This window comes from Ruegeria sp. SATB045 (assembly GCF_059613525.1).
On record NZ_JBXWSR010000037.1, the window covers coordinates 19,954 to 37,057 of the forward strand.

General features: G+C 55.2%; 18 protein-coding genes and 1 pseudogene. 13 read left to right on the top strand and 6 right to left on the bottom strand.

What is annotated here, in order from left to right:
- Positions 1-143 precede the first annotated feature (143 nt).
- Positions 144-911 carry a sulfite exporter TauE/SafE family protein gene (locus AC2FNR_RS19745; protein ID WP_170649321.1) on the top strand — a complete coding sequence of 256 codons (768 nt, stop codon included), beginning with the start codon at positions 144-146 and terminating at the stop codon, positions 909-911.
- A 293-nt stretch (positions 912-1,204) separates the two neighbouring features.
- Here the strand turns inward: AC2FNR_RS19745 and AC2FNR_RS19750 are convergent, their stop codons facing one another.
- On the bottom strand, positions 1,205-2,770 hold the full coding sequence (locus AC2FNR_RS19750) for an inorganic phosphate transporter (RefSeq protein WP_170418679.1): 1,566 nt from the start codon (positions 2,768-2,770) through the stop codon (positions 1,205-1,207).
- Positions 2,771-3,031: 261 nt separating this feature from the next.
- On the opposite strand from AC2FNR_RS19750, the gene AC2FNR_RS19755 reads away from it, so the two are divergent.
- From AC2FNR_RS19755 to AC2FNR_RS19765, 3 genes are all read left to right on the top strand, one after another.
- Positions 3,032-4,891, top strand: coding sequence for a Na/Pi cotransporter family protein (locus AC2FNR_RS19755; RefSeq protein WP_496850943.1), 1,860 nt, complete (start codon positions 3,032-3,034; stop codon positions 4,889-4,891).
- A gap of 39 nt (positions 4,892-4,930) precedes the next feature.
- Positions 4,931-5,179 (top strand): hypothetical protein, encoded by a 249-nt coding sequence (locus AC2FNR_RS19760; protein WP_170418685.1) that lies wholly within the window; start codon positions 4,931-4,933, stop codon positions 5,177-5,179.
- 144 nt (positions 5,180-5,323) lie between these two features.
- Complete coding sequence (locus AC2FNR_RS19765) at positions 5,324-5,470, top strand: hypothetical protein (protein WP_170623611.1); 147 nt, start codon at positions 5,324-5,326, stop codon at positions 5,468-5,470.
- Positions 5,471-5,576: 106 nt separating this feature from the next.
- On the opposite strand, the gene AC2FNR_RS19770 is transcribed toward AC2FNR_RS19765, so the two are convergent.
- Entirely contained in the window at positions 5,577-6,749 is a 1,173-nt protein-coding gene (locus AC2FNR_RS19770; protein ID WP_170418688.1) for a cation:proton antiporter domain-containing protein, read from the bottom strand.
- A gap of 198 nt (positions 6,750-6,947) precedes the next feature.
- On the opposite strand from AC2FNR_RS19770, the gene AC2FNR_RS19775 reads away from it, so the two are divergent.
- The 4 genes and pseudogenes from AC2FNR_RS19775 to AC2FNR_RS19790 all read left to right on the top strand — a co-directional run bounded on the left by AC2FNR_RS19775 (position 6,948) and on the right by AC2FNR_RS19790 (position 8,286).
- Positions 6,948-7,397, top strand: a complete 450-nt coding sequence (locus AC2FNR_RS19775; RefSeq protein ID WP_496850946.1) for a phasin family protein — start codon at positions 6,948-6,950, stop codon at positions 7,395-7,397.
- Between the two features lie 109 nt (positions 7,398-7,506).
- Positions 7,507-7,659: pseudogene (locus AC2FNR_RS19780) on the top strand (IS6 family transposase); the annotation flags it as partial.
- Between the two features lie 19 nt (positions 7,660-7,678).
- Positions 7,679-7,888: a DDE-type integrase/transposase/recombinase gene (locus tag AC2FNR_RS19785; RefSeq protein WP_496850947.1), complete on the top strand. Its 210-nt coding sequence runs from the start codon at positions 7,679-7,681 to the stop codon at positions 7,886-7,888.
- Positions 7,879-8,286 carry a TetR/AcrR family transcriptional regulator C-terminal domain-containing protein gene (locus tag AC2FNR_RS19790; RefSeq protein WP_496851472.1) on the top strand — a complete coding sequence of 136 codons (408 nt, stop codon included), beginning with the start codon at positions 7,879-7,881 and terminating at the stop codon, positions 8,284-8,286. Before AC2FNR_RS19785 ends, AC2FNR_RS19790 begins: the two co-directional genes overlap by 10 nt.
- Positions 8,287-8,354: 68 nt before the next feature.
- Here the strand turns inward: AC2FNR_RS19790 and AC2FNR_RS19795 are convergent, their stop codons facing one another.
- Positions 8,355-8,873: a GNAT family N-acetyltransferase gene (locus AC2FNR_RS19795; RefSeq protein ID WP_496850949.1), complete on the bottom strand. Its 519-nt coding sequence runs from the start codon at positions 8,871-8,873 to the stop codon at positions 8,355-8,357.
- Between the two features lie 272 nt (positions 8,874-9,145).
- Positions 9,146-10,111, bottom strand: coding sequence for an SDR family oxidoreductase (locus AC2FNR_RS19800; RefSeq protein WP_496850951.1), 966 nt, complete (start codon positions 10,109-10,111; stop codon positions 9,146-9,148).
- Between the two features lie 161 nt (positions 10,112-10,272).
- On the opposite strand from AC2FNR_RS19800, the gene AC2FNR_RS19805 reads away from it, so the two are divergent.
- Both AC2FNR_RS19805 and AC2FNR_RS19810 read left to right on the top strand, forming a co-directional pair.
- Positions 10,273-11,163: an AraC family transcriptional regulator gene (locus tag AC2FNR_RS19805; RefSeq protein WP_496850952.1), complete on the top strand. Its 891-nt coding sequence runs from the start codon at positions 10,273-10,275 to the stop codon at positions 11,161-11,163.
- A 532-nt stretch (positions 11,164-11,695) separates the two neighbouring features.
- On the top strand, positions 11,696-12,751 hold the full coding sequence (locus AC2FNR_RS19810) for a tyrosine-type recombinase/integrase (RefSeq protein WP_496850954.1): 1,056 nt from the start codon (positions 11,696-11,698) through the stop codon (positions 12,749-12,751).
- Between the two features lie 2 nt (positions 12,752-12,753).
- Here the strand turns inward: AC2FNR_RS19810 and AC2FNR_RS19815 are convergent, their stop codons facing one another.
- Entirely contained in the window at positions 12,754-13,068 is a 315-nt protein-coding gene (locus tag AC2FNR_RS19815) for a type II toxin-antitoxin system RelE/ParE family toxin (protein ID WP_496850956.1), read from the bottom strand.
- On the bottom strand, positions 13,065-13,328 hold the full coding sequence (locus AC2FNR_RS19820) for a type II toxin-antitoxin system ParD family antitoxin (protein WP_480968042.1): 264 nt from the start codon (positions 13,326-13,328) through the stop codon (positions 13,065-13,067). Before AC2FNR_RS19820 ends, AC2FNR_RS19815 begins: the two co-directional genes overlap by 4 nt.
- Before the next feature lie 194 nt (positions 13,329-13,522).
- Between AC2FNR_RS19820 and repA the strand changes: the two genes are divergently transcribed.
- From repA to repC, 3 genes are all read left to right on the top strand, one after another.
- On the top strand, positions 13,523-14,758 hold the full coding sequence (repA, locus tag AC2FNR_RS19825; RefSeq protein WP_496850958.1) for a plasmid partitioning protein RepA: 1,236 nt from the start codon (positions 13,523-13,525) through the stop codon (positions 14,756-14,758).
- The gene (gene repB / locus AC2FNR_RS19830) at positions 14,748-15,683 is read left to right on the top strand and encodes a plasmid partitioning protein RepB (protein WP_496850960.1); all 936 of its coding nucleotides are present in this window, start codon (positions 14,748-14,750) and stop codon (positions 15,681-15,683) included. Before repA ends, repB begins: the two co-directional genes overlap by 11 nt.
- Before the next feature lie 199 nt (positions 15,684-15,882).
- A complete protein-coding gene (repC, locus tag AC2FNR_RS19835) occupies positions 15,883-17,073 on the top strand; it encodes a plasmid replication protein RepC (RefSeq protein ID WP_496850962.1) in 1,191 nt (396 codons plus the stop codon).
- The last annotated feature ends 31 nt before the right edge of the window (positions 17,074-17,104 follow it).

The window sequence follows — 17,104 nt, forward strand, 5'->3', positions numbered from 1 at the left end:
GTGCATCGTTTCGACCGACTGGAAGCATATTTTGAAGGCCTCCCCGAATATCCGATTGTCACCTAATGCACGGACCTGCATATCTAACCGCGTGCAAGATCGCATAAAGAACGGCGGCAAGGCCGGTCTTTCCAGTGGGCAGCATGATTAGTGATTTTGCCCCGGATGCGTCTTTCTTGACCATTGTGCTGGCCGGAGTTGTGATCTTCGCAGCCTCTTTTGCTCGGGGTTATTCGGGGTTTGGGTTCTCGACTATTCTGATGGTGGGCTTGCTCCCGGTCATTCCCGCTTCACAACTCGTGCCATTGTCCATTGCGCTTGAAATTCTCGCGTCCAGTAGTCAGGCGCCGCGTATCCTGCCTGATATCAACCGCCGTTATCTCGGCATTCTTCTTGGCGCCAGCCTGATTGGTGCGCCAGCCGGTATTTTTCTACTGTCCTATGTCGCTGAAAGTACACTGCGGATGATTGTCTACGGTGTGGTGTTTGCCTCAACGGGGTTGCTGCTCTTGTCTGCTTCCCGGCCTGTATCCATTACGATGCCGAGGTTGGTTCTGGCTGGCCTTGTCGCCGGGGCGGCAAATGGGGCGACCGCGCTGAGCGGTCTTGTATTGGCTTTGTTTTTCACCTCCTCGACTATTGAGTCAACAGCGATGCGGGCAACGCTTATCGCCTATCTCTTCTTCGTAGATTTGATTACAGGAGGGTTGCTTTTCGCCGCCGGCCACTTTGAAACAATTACGTTCTGGCTAATTCTGGCGGCAATACCCGTGATGCTGGCGGGCATTTGGCTGGGCTCGCGCCATTTCTTCGCCACGCCATCGGACTCGTTCAAGACAAGGGTCCTCTGGCTTCTGCTCGCCTTTTGTATCGCGGGTGTAGGCCAGATGCTAGTTTACGGCTTTCGATAAATTTCCATTTCGTCGGGTATCGACAAATTCGGGGAACGGCGAAAGGGAGATTTGGCCAAATGATTGGCGTAGCAGTATAAAGAACTGTCATCGCTTTAAGCTCACGGCCGAATGTGCCGGTATACGCGCGTCGAAAAAAACAACTGATTGGTGCCTGAAACAAGCGCCAATTCAGTAAACGCCATAACCGTTTACAAGTGCACTACCACTAGCAGACCTCAATACGTTAAAAACAGGCACATCAACCTGTTGCGAGTTATGGATTTCCTTCGGTTTGGTTTGTCTCAGAATACCTAAGGCAACAACATTCCGCGGATCATGAAAAAGAACATGGCTGCAAGAGTGCCGGCCAAGGGGACCGTGACAACCCATGCAGCTGCAATTCGGAGCAATAGGTTTCGCTTGACCAATTCGATCCGATGCACCCTGCCGAGAGCTTTTCGTTCTTTCTTACCCAAGACACGGTCGGAGGAAGCCTGTGCCTTCATATCGCGTAATATCTCGCCCTTAGTCGTGACGTCAGCAGTTTCAAATCTTTCGAGGAATGCTTCAACCGCTTCTGGGTCATGGTCCGCGTGGTGCTCTCTAATTTCGTCCAACATGCGGGCGTAGCTGGACTTGATGTATTCACGCAAGAATCCGACGCCAAATACACCCCCCACAGCGATATGGGTGGAACTGACTGGTAACCCCAGCTGCGAGGCGACAATAACCGTAATCGCCGCCGCCATCGCGATGCAATATGCGCGCATTTTATCAAGTTCGGTGATCTCGCTTCCTACGGTTCGGATCAATTTGGGTCCATAAAGCGCGAGACCGAGAGAAATGCCTATGGCTCCAACCGCCATTACCCATATCGGAATAGAGGCTTTCGTGGCCACGGCACCGGCGGCGATCGCTTCGTTGATACCGGCTAGCGGGCCCACTGCATTAGCGACGTCGTTGGCACCATGAGCAAAACTCAGGAGTGCTGCTGCAAAGATTAGAGGAACGGTGAAGAGATCGTTCACGCTTGATTTTTTGTTTTCCAGACGCTTTGTCGTGTTTGCGACATACGGACGAATAAGAAAGTAAACGACGATCGCAAGCAACAGGCCAATCACCAGCGCGGTAGGGAAGTCGACCTTCACCAACTTCTTCACACCCTTGAGCATAAGATACGTGCCGAAGGCCCACGCCATAACGGCAACAAGGAATGGCACCATTCGGTTGGCTGCAGTCAATACATCCGATTTATAGGTTATTGTACGCTTGATGACGTAAAGGAATGTTGCCGCAATAATTCCTCCAAGGACGGGAGAAATAATCCAGCTCGCCGCGATCATCCCAACCTGATACCAGTCCGCTATGCTCCAGCCGGCCGCGGCTATCCCAGCCCCAAGTACGCCACCGACGATTGAATGCGTTGTGGAAACCGGGGCACCGACAGCTGTGGCGAAGTTCAGCCACACCGCTGCCGCGAGTAGAGCCGCCGTCATCAGCCAGATGAATGTGTCTCGGTCCGCCACCAAGTCCGGGTCGATAATGCCTTTTTTTATTGTGCCGACAACATCGCCCCCCGCAATCATGGCGCCGCCTGCTTCAAAGAAAGCCGCAATCAGGATAGCGCCGGTCAAAGTAATTGCTTGGGACCCGACGGCGGGGCCAACATTGTTTGCCACGTCGTTCGCGCCAATGTTCATAGCCATGTATCCACCGATCATTGCGGCGACGATCAAGAGCACTCCGTCTGTTCCGCCTTCTGATCTGGCTATTGCTACCAGCATGATGCCGACGATGAAGAGCAGAGCCGTACCAAACCGGAATAGTTCTTCGCGGTTTAGGCGAACTGCTTTTTCTACTCTTTCAGTTCTCAACATGTTTGGTCCATCGGTGTCATGTAGCAAGTCAGTCCAAACATTTGAGCAAGTAGAGTTCCTACGCCATGATTTGAATCAATGAGACATGCACGTTGCGGTAGTAGAAACATCGAGGTCAGAAAGCGCCCGGGTTTGGGATGTGGTATCTGCTGAGAATCTTGGCGCTGCACGAACGTTGGTTGAGGTTAGTGTGCGGTCTTCCTGGAGGTCGAAATTTGCGCCATGCGGTGTTTTTGCGATCCAAAAATTTGGATTGATTGAATGATCAAGTACTACCTACCGGTCGCAATTGGCGCGCTACTAATTGCCTTTTGGGTAAGTCCTGACGCGCAGGTGGTTGCAGCTGGGATCGCTATCTTTTTGTTTGGCATGCTTATGCTTGAAGACGGCTTCAAGCTACTTGGAGGCGGAACACTAGAACGAATGCTTCAGCGGGCGACAAAATCCGTTTCGCGATCTCTCTTATTCGGTTTCGTCTCTACTACGTTGTTGCAGTCCAGTTCACTGGTTTCGGTCATAACGATTTCATTTTTAAGTGCTGACCTGATTTCTCTGGTCGGTGGGGTGGGCATAATCTTTGGGGCCAATATCGGAACGACGACGGGTGCGTGGTTGGTTGCCGGGCTAGGATTGAAGGTGAATATCGCAACCTATGCCATGCCAATTATCGGCCTTAGCATAATCCTTGTGTTTCAGAAGCCGAAGGTGCTCCGTGGGATTGGTTACGCTCTTGGCGGACTGGGTTTTCTGTTCCTAGGCATTCATTACATGAAAGAGGGTTTCGACGCGTTCAAGGACCAGGTCGATCTAATGCGATTTGCTTTGTCGGGATTTTGGGGGCTGGTGGTCTATTGTTTGTTGGGGACTGCCGCAACCGTGATTATGCAGTCGAGCCACGCGACGATGGTGCTTACTCTCACTGCGCTTGCCGCTTCACAAATTAGCTATGAAAACGCGCTGGCTCTCGCGATCGGGGCAAATATTGGAACCACGATTACGGCGATTATTGGCTCGATCAGCGCCAATTTTCAGGGCAAGCGACTGGCATTGGCGCACCTGATCTTCAATACAATAACTGCGGCGGTAGCTTTGGTTTTCATAGTCCCGCTACGTGAGATGGTTGACCTAATCAGTGGTGCCGTGGGTATAGGTGCGGAAGATTTTGCTCTGAAGTTGGCAGTGTTCCATACTATCTTTAACGTGCTCGGCGTCTTGCTCATGTTACCATTGATGCGGGGGCTGATCTACTTTCTAGAACGCAGTATTATCGAACCAATCCCGGATGTTAGTCAACCGCGTTACCTGAACGATGCGGCCGATGATTTCCCACAAACTCTTGAGATTGCACTTCGAAAGGAGGTCATGCACCTATACGAAAACGCGATGACGTTGATCTTGCATGGCCTGAATCTGCATAGGAAGGATGTGCTTAGCGCGAACAGTGTTGCAGAGGTGGTTCGAAGCAGTCGAACACCTACCGACATGGATATTGAGGAAAGCTACCGGCGCAAGATCAAGACACTCTATTCCGCCATTGTCGAATTCTCGACGCGCGTCGGGGAAAAACGTGTCGAACCAGATGTAGCGGAACGAGTTTATGCCCTGAGAGATGTCGCTGGCGACATCGTTCAAGCGGTTAAGTCGGTCAAACACCTGCGAAAGAATATCTTGCGTCACACTGTACGGTTTTCCGGGAGTGCAACCGAACTGTATGATGACCTCCGTACTGAAATTGCCAGAATACTCATTGAGATTCAAAAACTTGAAGAAGCAGAACCGGATGAGCGTAGTGCGCTCTGGCTTGATCAGGAACGTGCGCAAATAGAAGAAGATGCTCGGACCGCTACGCGCCGTGTAGAACAGCTCATTCGAAAAAACCAACTCACTCCCGATGCCGCAACTTCATTTCTCAACGACTCCGATTATGCCTATAGCGCGATGCGTAAGCTGATCGAAGCAGCGAGAACCTTTTACATCGAACGAGACAGCGCCATGGCCGAAGTCGAACGTTTGTTGGCTTTAGAAGAAGAAGAACTCGGTGAGTATAAAATTGAAACCGATGCGCTCTCTAAGGAAGAAGAATCCGAAAAACATCACAGTAAAGTCGTAGAAAGCAAATAGCATGCTGAAATTTTGCGACGATCTGCGGGGGGTATTAAGATGGGATTGAAAAAACTTGCCGAAAAATTGGTCGAGTACAACTCGCGTCTTGAGGCAGGCAAAGCGGAGAAAATTAAATTCAGCCATGTTCAAAAGGTACTCAAAAAGCTGCGCAAGAAGGTGGCAGATCTTGAAGCCGAAATTCATTTGGAGAAGAATTCTGACAGGAAAGCCAGACTGGTTCGAAAACTCGGAACAGCGCACGAGAGTGTCAAACGGGCTGAGTGGCTGTTGAGCGAAATTGACTAATACTCTGGTTCAGGCTTTAGAAATTTGAGGACTCGCGACGAGTGCCTTGGTGGCCATTTTGAACCTGATGCCAACACACCTAAGCAACTGGAGTGCCCCATTTTATTTGGACCACCGTTACGTCTGAGAAACGGAGGGCCGAGAATGGCGAACAAGAGACATAAGCCGGAAGAAATAGTTAAGAAGCTGCGGCAAGTTGATGTGCTTGTCGGCCAGGGAATGATGCGTGTAGATGCGATCCGCGAGGTTTGCATATGGTGGCGAAATGCCAGTCTTTGGCGCGGTGTTTGAGACAGACCAACAAATCACGGTGGCTCTGCCTAATGGGCAACCTATAATGGTAGGCCTGCCGTTGGCGAATTTGCTCGCCTTTCTTGAATCGATCCAGTCTGAATAGTCACTGACCAATCTGCTCATCCGTGTCAGCCGTTCGTCTGATTGACATGAGAGTCAACGGCGGCCCCAACACCTCGAAGGCCACAGTACTGACTAGAGTAAAGGCCATGATCGACGCGGCCCAATGTGGAAATTGCTCTCCGGCGACAAGGGCCATTCCTACCGCGACACCGGCCTGTGGTAACAAAGCTGGACCGTACCAGCGGGTCTGACGGCTAGGCAGGCCGCCAAGTCTCGCTCCGTAATAACCCCCGACGAGGCGGGCGACGGCGCGCAAGAATAGGAAAAGAGCACCAGCCCAGCCCATCAAGCCGAAGGCTTCAATATCCAACGTGGCGCCAGCCAACAGGAAGAACAGGATCATGAATGGCCACTGAATGTGCTCGATCTCATGGAAAGCACGCTCGTGATGGCGGGCGAGATTCCCGATAACTGCGCCCGCAACCATGCCTGCGACCAAGAATGAAACCTCCAACCAAAGCGCGAGGCCCGCTGTAAGAAAGACTATGCCCACTGCTTCTGCCTGCATTGGCTCTCCCGGTTTCAAGCGACCGGTCAGGTAAGCGGATGGCACGCCTAGTGCGGAACCCAACAAAATAGCCCCTCCGAAATCCCACATCGCTGTGGTCGTGATGGTGGCCCAACCGTCCGAATGACCGGCCAGAACCAGGGCGATACTGAATACGATCAGACCCCAAGCGTCATCAATTGCGACTATGCCCTTTAATGTCTCGGTGAAGCTGTTGGACACCCCAGATTGTTTGATCACGTCTGTCATGGCGGCCGGAGCTGTAGCCGTAGCAATTGCCGCCAGCACCAGCGCCAACCCGAAGGGCACGCCAATTGCGGCCAGTCCAGCAGACACAATAACAAGGGTTGCAACCACGGTTGAAATCGAAATCGTCAGAATGGCTCGGCCATGCCGAACTAGGTTCTCGCGGGTCAATGATCCTCCAAGAAGAAATGCGACCATCGTCAATGCAACGATGGATACCTCATCGAACCACATTGCAACGTCGAGTGGGATCAACCCCATTCCGGCATTCCCTGCGATCAAGCCAAGGAAAAGTAAGGTTGTAACACGAGGAAGATGCGTGGCCCGGCCGAGTTGGTCGGCGGCCAATCCGGCAAGGAAGAGTACACCAAGGGTAATCAGAAAGCCGGCAATGTGCATAGAAAACCAAGCATTAAGTTCTTGTCTAGACTACTCTAACCCCAACCCTGCCTGCTAGGAACCGATGACGGAGAAAATGCGAGTGTCCCGTCGCAGCTTAGGCCGAAGATCCCTAAAAAGGGATATTGATCTGTATTAAGGCGAAAGCGCGCCGCACTTGGCACAATAACTCATTCAGGAAATGAGGAGGAACTTTCGATGCCGACAAAGAAATTTAACACAAATAGCCCGACCTCACTTTTGGATGTTTTCAAGCAAATGCAGCCGCCCATGTCTGGCAATCCGGCCTTCGGTGCCCAGATCGAACAATTTTGGGACGCACAAGAAAAATTGCTCGAAGAAACAGAGGCCTTTGCGCAGCATTGGTTCGAACGGCGTCATGAGGCCGTCCGGACGGCTCTACAAGCTGCACGCAATGTGTCTTCCGCGAACCCGTCCGATCCATCGAAAGCCCTTCAGAGCATGGCGGAATGGCAGCGCCATTCGGCTGAGCGGTTGGTTGCTGACGCGCAGGAATGGTTTGAAACCGTGTCCAGTTGTGCATCTTATGTTGCTGAAACCGAAGCTGAAGCTGTTGAGAAAACAGTTGGTGATGTTGCAGCCTCTACAAAGAGCGCGGGGAAATCTTCAAAGTCTAACCCTGTGTAGGGTTCCTGCTTCCGAAAAACCAAACTGAAATCATCGGAGCAGTAGCTGGGAGGGTCTTGTCCGAATAACTTTGCTTGAGCGGGGTAGGGGTGTCGCGTAGCTTTTGCCCATGACCAGACCTGCCTCTTTCAAGTACTTCAAAACCAGTCCCGAGATCATCCGCCTTGCAGTGATGCTGTACATCCGCTTACCGCTCTCGCTTCGGAATGTCGAAGATCTGTTGCACGAGCGAGGCATCGACGTGAGCCACGAAACTGTCCGGTAAGGCTGCGCTCAGACAATTGGGTGCTCTTGAAAAACAATGGTCGGGCAGTTGGCTAAACAACCGCGTCGAGAACTCACACCTCCCGTTCCGACGACGAGAAAGCGCAATGCAGCGTTTCAGGCGTATGCGAAGTCTGCAGAAAATCGGTCCACTCCTCCGTCTACAACCACTTCAACTAGGAAAAACTGCTCGCAAGCAGAGGCTCTGTGGCGGTACATCGCGGTGATTACCGAAGAGACGGCTATCGGGTTAAATCGCATGGTCCTATCAGAGCTGATCCGCGATTTCGACCGGTCCCGGAAGTTCTTAACGGAGACAGAAACCCACGATTACCCGATGACGAGATTGATCGGCGAAGCCATGGACGCAGGCGTGATCCGAAAGGCCGATCCGACCTTCGCAACCAACCAGTTGCTGGCTCTCGTCAAAACTTTTTCTTCTGGCCAGAGTTTTTCCTCGGCGAGAACCCGACACCAAAAGACGTACTGGACGATTGCATCGCTATGTTTTTGGCGCACTACAAAGCAGACATTTGATCGGTCATCACGAACGGCAGGAAAGTCCGCACAGCGGTCATTGATGCACTGCGCAGCGAACGTCTGCTTTGAGCCTAAAAGTGACTGATGCTGCAAGCGAGACAAATGTCCACTAAGCATATCAGTGGGTTGGTTCGATGCGATCAACTTTCGCGGCTACCGAAGCGAACGTTCCATGAAATAGACCTTGTCGCGCCATTCATCTGGGAACCCATTAGGATGTGCAATCGGGACAAATCCAGCATTCTCGTACATGGTGCGCGCATGCGTTAGGAATGTTGCTGATGAATAGAATACACGCTGGTATCCGTCGACGGTCATCTGCTCAAACATGGCGTCCAACAATTTGCGACCAAGGCCATGGCCTCGACCAGAGACACTGACAAACATTCGGTTGAATTCAGCAACTCCCGGTTCTGCTTCACTGTACATAACACATCCAGCGGGCTTCCCATCCACCAAGGCAATCAAAATACCGCCTAGGGGTCGCTTGTGAATGTCAGGTAGTTTTTCAAGGGTCGCTTCGAATACAGCAGGGTTCATCGGATGGTCGTCACCTCTTGGCCAATCCGGCGGGTAGTTTTTCCAATGCCAGTCCAACCAATCTCGACAGAGTGCGCGTACCGCTTCCAAATCCTTCGCATCGCGTGATAGCCGCACAGATATTTCCGTCATGTCAAAACACCTCGAAGTTCACCAAAGAACGTTGAGTGTCGGCAGAACAAAGTCAACTCAACTGCGCTGATTAGGCGGACATTAGTTGGAAGAGTTTAAAGGGTAACTTTGGCCGCACCTTACCCGTTCGCTGAGGCTGATGCGGACGGCAGCGATTTCCGGTAGCTCGCATTCGTGCATCGCGCGGCGGATTCAACGAAAGAGCCCAAACCTCCCACATGTTGCACAGCGCACCAATGTTCGTCTCTGAACTGGTGCGCTGGAAGCTGACTTCAATCAAGTGGTATGAGTTCCCACTCGAACCCAACAGCTTTTTCAGACTCCTCCCAAAGCCGTGTCATGACAGCCTTGTCATGGGCGTGAGCGTTCAGCGTGCCCTTGCCGACCGGGCCGACCGCTTCCATTCGGCCCGTCGGGCCGTAGAGGGCCCGTTGCTCGGTCAGGGCCTCTTCTGTCGCGCACATGACCTCTGGGTATGAGCCCTGTTCCGCAGTCTGTACCATCGGCGTCTTGGTCATCAGCCACCAGATGAACCGCATCGTGCGGCTGCCGCTGGTGGTTATCAGCGATGTGGCTGATGAGCCAGGATGACAGACTAAAACCTCAACTTCTCTGCGCCCAGCAGCGGCCAGCCGGTCCTGCAACTCGTAAGCAAACATCATCTGCGCCAGCTTGCTCTGCGAATAGGCGGTGTTCGCTCCGTAGCCCTCATCCCAGTTCATGTCGTCGAACTTGATGATCTTCAGACCCATGTTGTAGCCGAGGCTGGCGACGACCACGATCCGGCCTTTGCCTTCCGCGATGCGGTCAAAGAGCAGACCATTGAGCAGAAAATGTCCGTAATGGTTGGTGCCAAGCTGGCTTTCGAACCCGTCGACGGTCAGCTTGCGCGTCGGCACCTGCGCGATGGCCGCGTTGTTGATAAGCGCGTCGATCCGAGGCACCGTCTTCAGAACTTCTTCGGCGGCCTCGCGCACGCTGTCCAAAACCGATAGGTCCGTGCGGACGAAGCTCACGTCGGCTTTCGCGCCGAATTCCTGTCTCAGGTCCGCGATTGCCGCATCGGATTTCTCGGCCGAGCGGTTCAGCATCACCACCTTGGCGTTCTTCTTCAGAAGAATGCGCGCGGCTTGAAAGCCTGCGCCAGCATTGGCGCCAGTGATGATGTATGTCTTGCCTGACTGGTCGCCGAGGCACTCGGGTGTCCAGCCTTTGGGTCCGAATGTCGTATCTGCCATTTACTATCTCCTGCAAGCCCAAGCTGGCGGTTTAAGGTGTTGTTGCTTGAATGCACAGATAGAACCTGACCGGGCACGGAAATAGGCGATATACTCTCTATTACTTGCCCAATCGTCTCAACCCCATTGCAAAGATGAAAGTCCTCTGCCAGCTAGAGTGCATGAACAAAGACCAGATCAAAGAACTTATCGAGCGACGTCTGCCAAAGGCAGGCCTCGTCGATACCGCGTTGAAAGGCGTCCAGCTTTTCCGGGTGACCGAGGCCATGCCCTGCGTGCCTGCTGTCTACGAGCCCACGGTGGTGGCTATTCTCAGTGGCAGCAAGGAAGCTGTTCTGGAGGGTGAGCACCACGTCTATGGCAGCGACAAATACCTGCTGTGCCCCATGACTTTACCGGTGGAAGCGGGCACGCCATCGGCGTCCAAGGACGATCCTCTGCTCGGCGTCGTGATTACGCTGGAGCCACGGATGATGCGCGAGCTCACCATGGAGATCGAGGCCGCCGCTGGTGGCAGCAAACAATTGCGGGATGGCGCGCCATCGGCTTTGGCATTGGCGTCCTGGGATAGTGGTTTCACGCAGGCACTGCTGCGGCTTCTCGATCTGCTCGATAATCCGGTTGATCTAGAGGTGCTCGGGCAGGGGCGAATGCGCGAGTTGTGTTACGCGGTGCTCATGGGCGAGGCCGGGGCCTCCGCAAGACGAGCCTTTGGCGTCGGCAACGACATCGCGCGCACCATCGACTACGTCTCAAACCACTTGAATGAACAGGTCACCATCGACGATATGGCCGACCACGTCGGCATGAGCCGGGCGGTCTTCCATCGGCGTTTCAAAGAAGCCACGACAATGTCTCCAATACAGTTCGTGAAATCTATGCGGCTGAACAACGCCGCCATGAAAATTGCCGAAGGAAAGACCGTGTCAGAGGCGGCATGGGACGTGGGCTATCAAAGCTCGTCTCAGTTCAGCCGGGAGTTCAAACGGATGTACGGCCAGTCGCCCCGGCAATGGAGCCATGCGGCGCAGGGGTCCGAACGAATGGCCTAAGGTGCAACAGTGAGCTTACGTTTGAGACGAATGTCCGGTTGAGGTGGTGCTACGGTCATTAGGTGCGTTGTACCGAATAACGGGTTTGTCCGCGCCTTCCCCCTTCACTGGACGGAACTGAATGTCCGAAATACACCCTTTGTGCTGAATACTACCTGTCGAGAACAGAGATATCGATGACTTAAGCCCCCCGCCCCAACCAACTGAATTTCGCCCGGGGACGTTCAGCCCCCGAGCGCAGAACGTACTGAAAACACTCACTCACGGTTAAACCGCCACCGTAATATAGCGTTAGGGTTGGTCGAAAGCTTGACAAACATGGGGAAGAGTGAAGTCAGAATTCCGGATTATGCTGTACAGCGCCAAAACGCTTAAGAACCCCAAGAATTTACAAGCCCCTTTCCCGTTTGTGCGCATTATTTTAAGTTTTTGATCTTTACTTTAGCCGCACAATAGAATCCCTATTATATCCGATAAGTATCCCTTATCGTGATTAATTGATTTTTCCGCGAAAACCGCGCAGAATGGGTCCATGACCGCTCCTACGCCCTATCTTCCCGCGCCCTCCCCGGCCCTGTCATCGGCGGACCAGAACGCGCTCACCGATCTCTATATCCGCGGCACGCCCGCCAATACGCTGCGGGCTTATGAGCGCGATCTGCTCTACGTGACGGCGTGGAAGATGGTCCGGTTCGATCTGGCGTTGCGCTGGCCCGAGAGCGAGGCCACGGCGCTCGCCTTCATTCTCGATCATGCCCGCGATCTGACCGACGCCGCCCCCGAGGACCGCGCGCGTCAGGTGGCCGAGGCATTGATCGCGCAGGGGCTGCGCAAGTCCCTCGCCTGCCCGGCCCCGTCAACGCTGGACCGGCGCATCGCCTCCTGGCTGGCCTTCCATCGGATGAAGAATCTTCCCTCCCCGTTTGACGCGCCTCAAGTGAAGCAGGCCCGGTCCAAAGCCCGTCGCGCCGCCGCCCGGCCCCCTGCCCCGAAATCTGCCCATCCAATCACGCGTGAAGTGCTGGAGCAGCTGCTGGCCACCTGTCGCGGCTGGCGCCGGGATTGCCGCGACCGGGCCATCCTGATGCTGGGCTGGGCCTCAGGTGGTCGGAGGCGGTCGGAACTCACTGGGCTGATGCGTGAAGATGTGTCATGCAAAGAATTCGAAAAGAGCGGGGTGGTCTGGATTTCGCTGCTGGAAACCAAGACCACGAGCAGGGGTGAGACGCCAAGACTGGTGCTGAAGGGTCGCGCGGCCCAGGCGCTGGTGCATTGGATCGAGGTTGGCGGGATCGAGGACGGCCCCCTTTTCCGCCCCATCTCCAAAGCGGATCGGGTTCTGAAACGTCGGCTTTCGCCGGACGCTGTTTATCAGATTGTCAGGCGCCGGCTGAAACTGGCAGGGTTGCCGGAGGACTTCGCCTCGCCGCACGGTCTGCGTTCTGGGTTCCTAACCCAAGCCGCACTGGACGGTGCCCCGATCCAGGCTGCCATGCGCCTCTCGCTGCACCGCTCCATGGCGCAGGCGCAGAAATATTATGACGACGTCGATATTGCGGATAACCCGGCGACGGACCTGTTGGGGTGATTTCAGCTGCGACGACCAATGCGCGAAATCCAGTCTGCGCCGCCATAGGTGATTGCCAACACATGGACCTCTTGCGCGTCGTCATCGACCGTAAAGACGATGACTGCACGGCGCGCAGCGGGGATGGCGCGCAGGCCGGGCAGGATATGATCGCGCTTAGTGCCGCGATGAGGCAGCGTGCTCAGGCTTTGGGCAACGTCGGCGATCTCGGTCAGTTTGCGACGCGCGATCTGCGGGCCGGAATAGTCTTCGATCAGATCGGAAATAGTCAGCAGATCATCCGCCACTGACGGATGATAGCGCAGTTGATATGTCACGCGTCGCGATCCAGTCGCCGCAGCGCTGGCGCAAAGACATCGTCATGGTCAACGAAATTGGCACGCGGTGAGGCGGCGCGCCGTCGGATTTCTTCGGCCATGGCGTCCAGCGCGACCTCGCGGGCTTCCTCATCTTCAATCATCCGTTCGACAGCAGCTGCAACTGCGGCCGACGCTGATGCATAGACCCCCTCGCCTACTTTTTCCTTGAGGAATCGGTGATGACGGTCGGTGAAGCTGAGAGTGGTTTTAATGGTCATGATGCACCTCCATAGTCATACTTTGTCATACTATCGGCATAAGTCAAGCCCGCTCGCCTTGTGGTTCGGATGGTTTTGGCCACAGGATATGGAAAAAACACTTGCAAGAATCGTAGGTTCTGCCCCATTACTTACGGAAAGCAGTGAATAAAACGGCGACAAGCGTAACAACGAAGCGCCAAATGAGGGCAGAGATGGAGCAAGTAACCGCAAGTGCCACCGTATTGGAGCCGCAGCATTCTGGCCATACACAGGAACGCATAGACCTTCTGGTGGGCGATCACGCCCGGCGTTTGTCCGAGCGACTGCAGGCGCACCGGGCGCAGTTGTTCCCGCCTGACGCCAAACGATCCCTGCGCAAATTCACATCCGGAGAAGCAGCCGACCTGCTGGGCGTAAAAGACGCCTATCTGCGCAAGCTGCATCTGGATGGCCGCGGTCCTTCGCCCGAGACCCGTGCCGGAGGCCGCAGATACTACTCACCCGAAGATATTCAGGCGCTGCGTGAATTGCTCGAGGCCGGAGCCAAAGCGCCCGGCACTTATCTGCCAGGGCGGAGGGTCGGTGATCATCTGCAGGTGATCACGGTCATCAATTTCAAGGGCGGCTCGGGCAAAACCACGACCGCGGCGCATCTGGCGCAGAAGATGGCGCTGGATGGCTATAGGGTGCTGGGCATCGATCTGGACCCGCAGGCTAGCTTGTCGGCGCTTCACGGATTTCAGCCTGAGTTCGACCTGCTGGATGGCGGTACGCTCTATGACGCGATCCGATATGAGGAACCGGTGCCTCTCCGCGATGTGATCCAGAAGACTTATTTCACCAATCTGGACATTATACCCGGTAATCTTGACCTGATGGAGTTCGAACACGACACCCCCCGCGCGCTGACGCAACGGGACGGCAACCTGTTTTTCACAAGGATCGGCGACGCGCTTTCATCCGTGGAACAGGAGTATGATGTGGTTGTCGTCGATTGCCCGCCGCAGCTGGGGTTTTTGACAATGTCCGCACTGTCGGCGGCCACAGCTGTGTTGGTCACGGTACACCCGCAAATGCTGGACGTGATGTCGATGTGCCAGTTCCTGCTGATGACCTCAAACCTCTTGGGGGTGGTCAGCGAGGCGGGCGGCAACATGTCCTATGACTGGCTGCGCTATGTTGTGACTCGCTATGAACCCGGCGACGGGCCGCAGAACCAGATGGTCAGCTTCATGCGCTCGATGTTCGGGGATCATGTGCTGAACCATCCGGTGCTGAAATCAACGGCCATTTCAGATGCCGGGATTACCAAACAAACGCTTTATGAGGTGGAAAAGGGCCAGTTTACCCGATCCACCTATGAGCGGGCTATCGAAAGCCTGAACGCAGTGAATGGTGAGATCGAAGCGTTGGTTCAATCTGCATGGGGACGTGGTCATGGCGCGTAAAAACCTGCTCAAGGGGCTGATGGATGCGCCCCCTGCCCCGCCCACCGATGAGGCGCCCGCGCGCGTTGATGTGGCCAAGCCGCGCTATGGCTCGGGCGCGATCGGAGCGGTCAGCCAGTCGATCTCGGACCTGAAATCGCGCGCGGTGCAGGAGATTGATCCGCGCACGATTGATCAGGGCGGTCTGCAGGACCGGCTTGAGGAAAACGCCGGTCTGGCCGAACTGGTCGAGTCGATCCGTGAATATGGCCAGCAGGTGCCGGTGCTGTTGCGGCCCAATCCCAATGACGGCGAACGCTATCAGGTGGTCTATGGCCGCCGCCGCGTCGCCGCTCTGCGCGCGTTGGGTTTGCGGGTCAAGGCGCTGATCCGGGTATTGGACGACCGTGCGGTGATCCTGGCACAGGGGCAGGAAAATACCGCGCGCCGCGATCTGAGTTTCATCGAAAAGGTCAATTTTGCCCGCCAGATGCAGGATATGGGCTATGAGCGCAAGGTGATTTGCGACGCGCTGCACCTTGATAAGACCTTGATATCGCGTATGCTTTCGGTATCCGACCGTATCCCGGAGCCGTTGATCCAGGCAATCGGAGCTGCCCCGTCGGTGGGCCGAGACCGCTGGCTGAAACTGGCAGAGCTGTTGCCGAAGGGTCAGGAACAGCGCGCCGTTGAGGCCGCACAGGGCGAGACATCCGATGACCGGTTCGAGGCGGTTCTGACTGCCCTCACCCCACGCAAGCCCCCTGCCCCGCGGGACGCCGCGCCGCTCAAAGGCGCGGACGGAACGGTGCTGGGTCAGGTGCGGCGCAGCGGCAGCAAGACGGTGTTGACGCTCAACACCAAAGCAGCCAATGGGTTCGAGGATTGGTTGGCCGAGAATATCTCAGATCTTCATCACCGCTGGAAAACTGGTCGGGATGAGTAACCCGCAACACGCGGGATAATCGTGGAGCAGTGGCAAGGAGGCACGAAACAGACAGGACGGAAAGAAAAGACCCCTCAGAACCGAAGTTCCAAGAGGCCTGAATTGGTGATTTAGCACCTCCGATTCTATGGCTTGTAGTTGACGGTTGTCAACTGGCGTCGAGTCCGGCGGGTAAAAAAGTTTTGTCTCGTGACAGCATATGGAACACATCACAACGACGCCCTTTGGGCGGCGGCCGGTGACGGCTGGTCTGATTGAACAGGCGGTAGCCCTGCAAGCCGCACCCGAGGTAACGCACATCGACAAATGGGAACTGTTGCGCGATCTGTGCACGGCCCGACGCGCCTTTGAAGTGACGGACCGGGACCTGGCGGTGCTGAACGCGCTGGTCTCGTTTCATCCAAACGTGGCCTTGTCGGACAATGACAGCCTGATTGTATTTCCGTCAAACGTGGCGCTGTCTGAACGTGCCCATGGCATGGCCGAAAGCACCCTGCGCCGACATCTGGCGGCTTTGATCCATGCGGGTCTAATTGCTCGTCACGACAGCCCCAATGGCAAACGCTATGCCCGCCGCGGCGCGGATGGCGAGATCGCCCGTGCCTTTGGCTTCGATCTGCGCCCGCTGCTGCACAATGCCGCCCGGATCGCCGAGGCTGCTCAACACGCCCGTGCTGATCAGGCCCGTCTGGCCGCCGCGCGCGAGAAGCTGTCGCTGCTCAAGCGGGATGCATTGAAACTTGCGCTCTACGGGCAGGAAAACGCCCTGCCCGGCGATTGGAAGGATTTTTTGGCATCACTGCTGGAGATTCACAAGCTGATGCGCCGCAAACTGGAGCTTGAGGAGGTGGCGGTTCTCGAGCAGCGCGTTGGGGATATCTTGACGGACATTCAGGCATTGCTTGCGATTGAATCAAAAGAAATGAGCGGCAATGACGTTGAAACTGAGCGGCAGTATCAGAATTCAAAAGCAGATACTCTTGAATCTGAACTTTACCCAGAAATGGGCAAGGACGAAGATCAGGGGATTACAGAACCCGATCCGGATCGCGATTTGCCGAGGGTGCCATTGGCACTGATCCTGAAGGCGTGCCCGGATATCCTGCCGTATTGCGAACGGGACCCGCGGAATTGGCACGATCTTGTCGTGGCGGCCAGCTATGTGCGCGGCATGATGGGGATTAGCCCCTCGGCCTGGCATGAAGCGCAAGACTTGATGGGACCTGAAACCGCAGCCGTCACCGTGGCCTGTATCCTGCAACGTTTCAGCGATATCAACAGCCCGGGCGGGTATCTGCGAGCCCTTTCCACCAAATTCGCGCTTGGTCAGTTCTCTACCGGACCGATGGTGATGGCGCTGTTGAATGGTTCAGGCCGCGCTGCGGCCTGAACGGTGGCGTTCTGCGGCAGCACAAAGTTGA

Bases quoted from the DNA above. Each gene is read 5' to 3' on its own strand.
- AC2FNR_RS19745 (WP_170649321.1), top strand. From the start codon at position 144: ATGATTAGTGATTTTGCCCCGGATGCGTCTTTCTTGACCATTGTGCTG.
- AC2FNR_RS19750 (WP_170418679.1), bottom strand. From the start codon at position 2,770: ATGTTGAGAACTGAAAGAGTAGAAAAAGCAGTTCGCCTAAACCGCGAA.
- AC2FNR_RS19755 (WP_496850943.1), top strand. From the start codon at position 3,032: ATGATCAAGTACTACCTACCGGTCGCAATTGGCGCGCTACTAATTGCC.
- AC2FNR_RS19760 (WP_170418685.1), top strand. From the start codon at position 4,931: ATGGGATTGAAAAAACTTGCCGAAAAATTGGTCGAGTACAACTCGCGT.
- AC2FNR_RS19765 (WP_170623611.1), top strand. From the start codon at position 5,324: ATGGCGAACAAGAGACATAAGCCGGAAGAAATAGTTAAGAAGCTGCGG.
- AC2FNR_RS19770 (WP_170418688.1), bottom strand. From the start codon at position 6,749: ATGCACATTGCCGGCTTTCTGATTACCCTTGGTGTACTCTTCCTTGCC.
- AC2FNR_RS19775 (WP_496850946.1), top strand. From the start codon at position 6,948: ATGCCGACAAAGAAATTTAACACAAATAGCCCGACCTCACTTTTGGAT.
- AC2FNR_RS19795 (WP_496850949.1), bottom strand. From the start codon at position 8,873: ATGACGGAAATATCTGTGCGGCTATCACGCGATGCGAAGGATTTGGAA.
- AC2FNR_RS19800 (WP_496850951.1), bottom strand. From the start codon at position 10,111: ATGGCAGATACGACATTCGGACCCAAAGGCTGGACACCCGAGTGCCTC.
- AC2FNR_RS19805 (WP_496850952.1), top strand. From the start codon at position 10,273: ATGAACAAAGACCAGATCAAAGAACTTATCGAGCGACGTCTGCCAAAG.
- AC2FNR_RS19810 (WP_496850954.1), top strand. From the start codon at position 11,696: ATGACCGCTCCTACGCCCTATCTTCCCGCGCCCTCCCCGGCCCTGTCA.
- AC2FNR_RS19820 (WP_480968042.1), bottom strand. From the start codon at position 13,328: ATGACCATTAAAACCACTCTCAGCTTCACCGACCGTCATCACCGATTC.
- repA (WP_496850958.1), top strand. From the start codon at position 13,523: ATGGAGCAAGTAACCGCAAGTGCCACCGTATTGGAGCCGCAGCATTCT.
- repB (WP_496850960.1), top strand. From the start codon at position 14,748: ATGGCGCGTAAAAACCTGCTCAAGGGGCTGATGGATGCGCCCCCTGCC.
- repC (WP_496850962.1), top strand. From the start codon at position 15,883: ATGGAACACATCACAACGACGCCCTTTGGGCGGCGGCCGGTGACGGCT.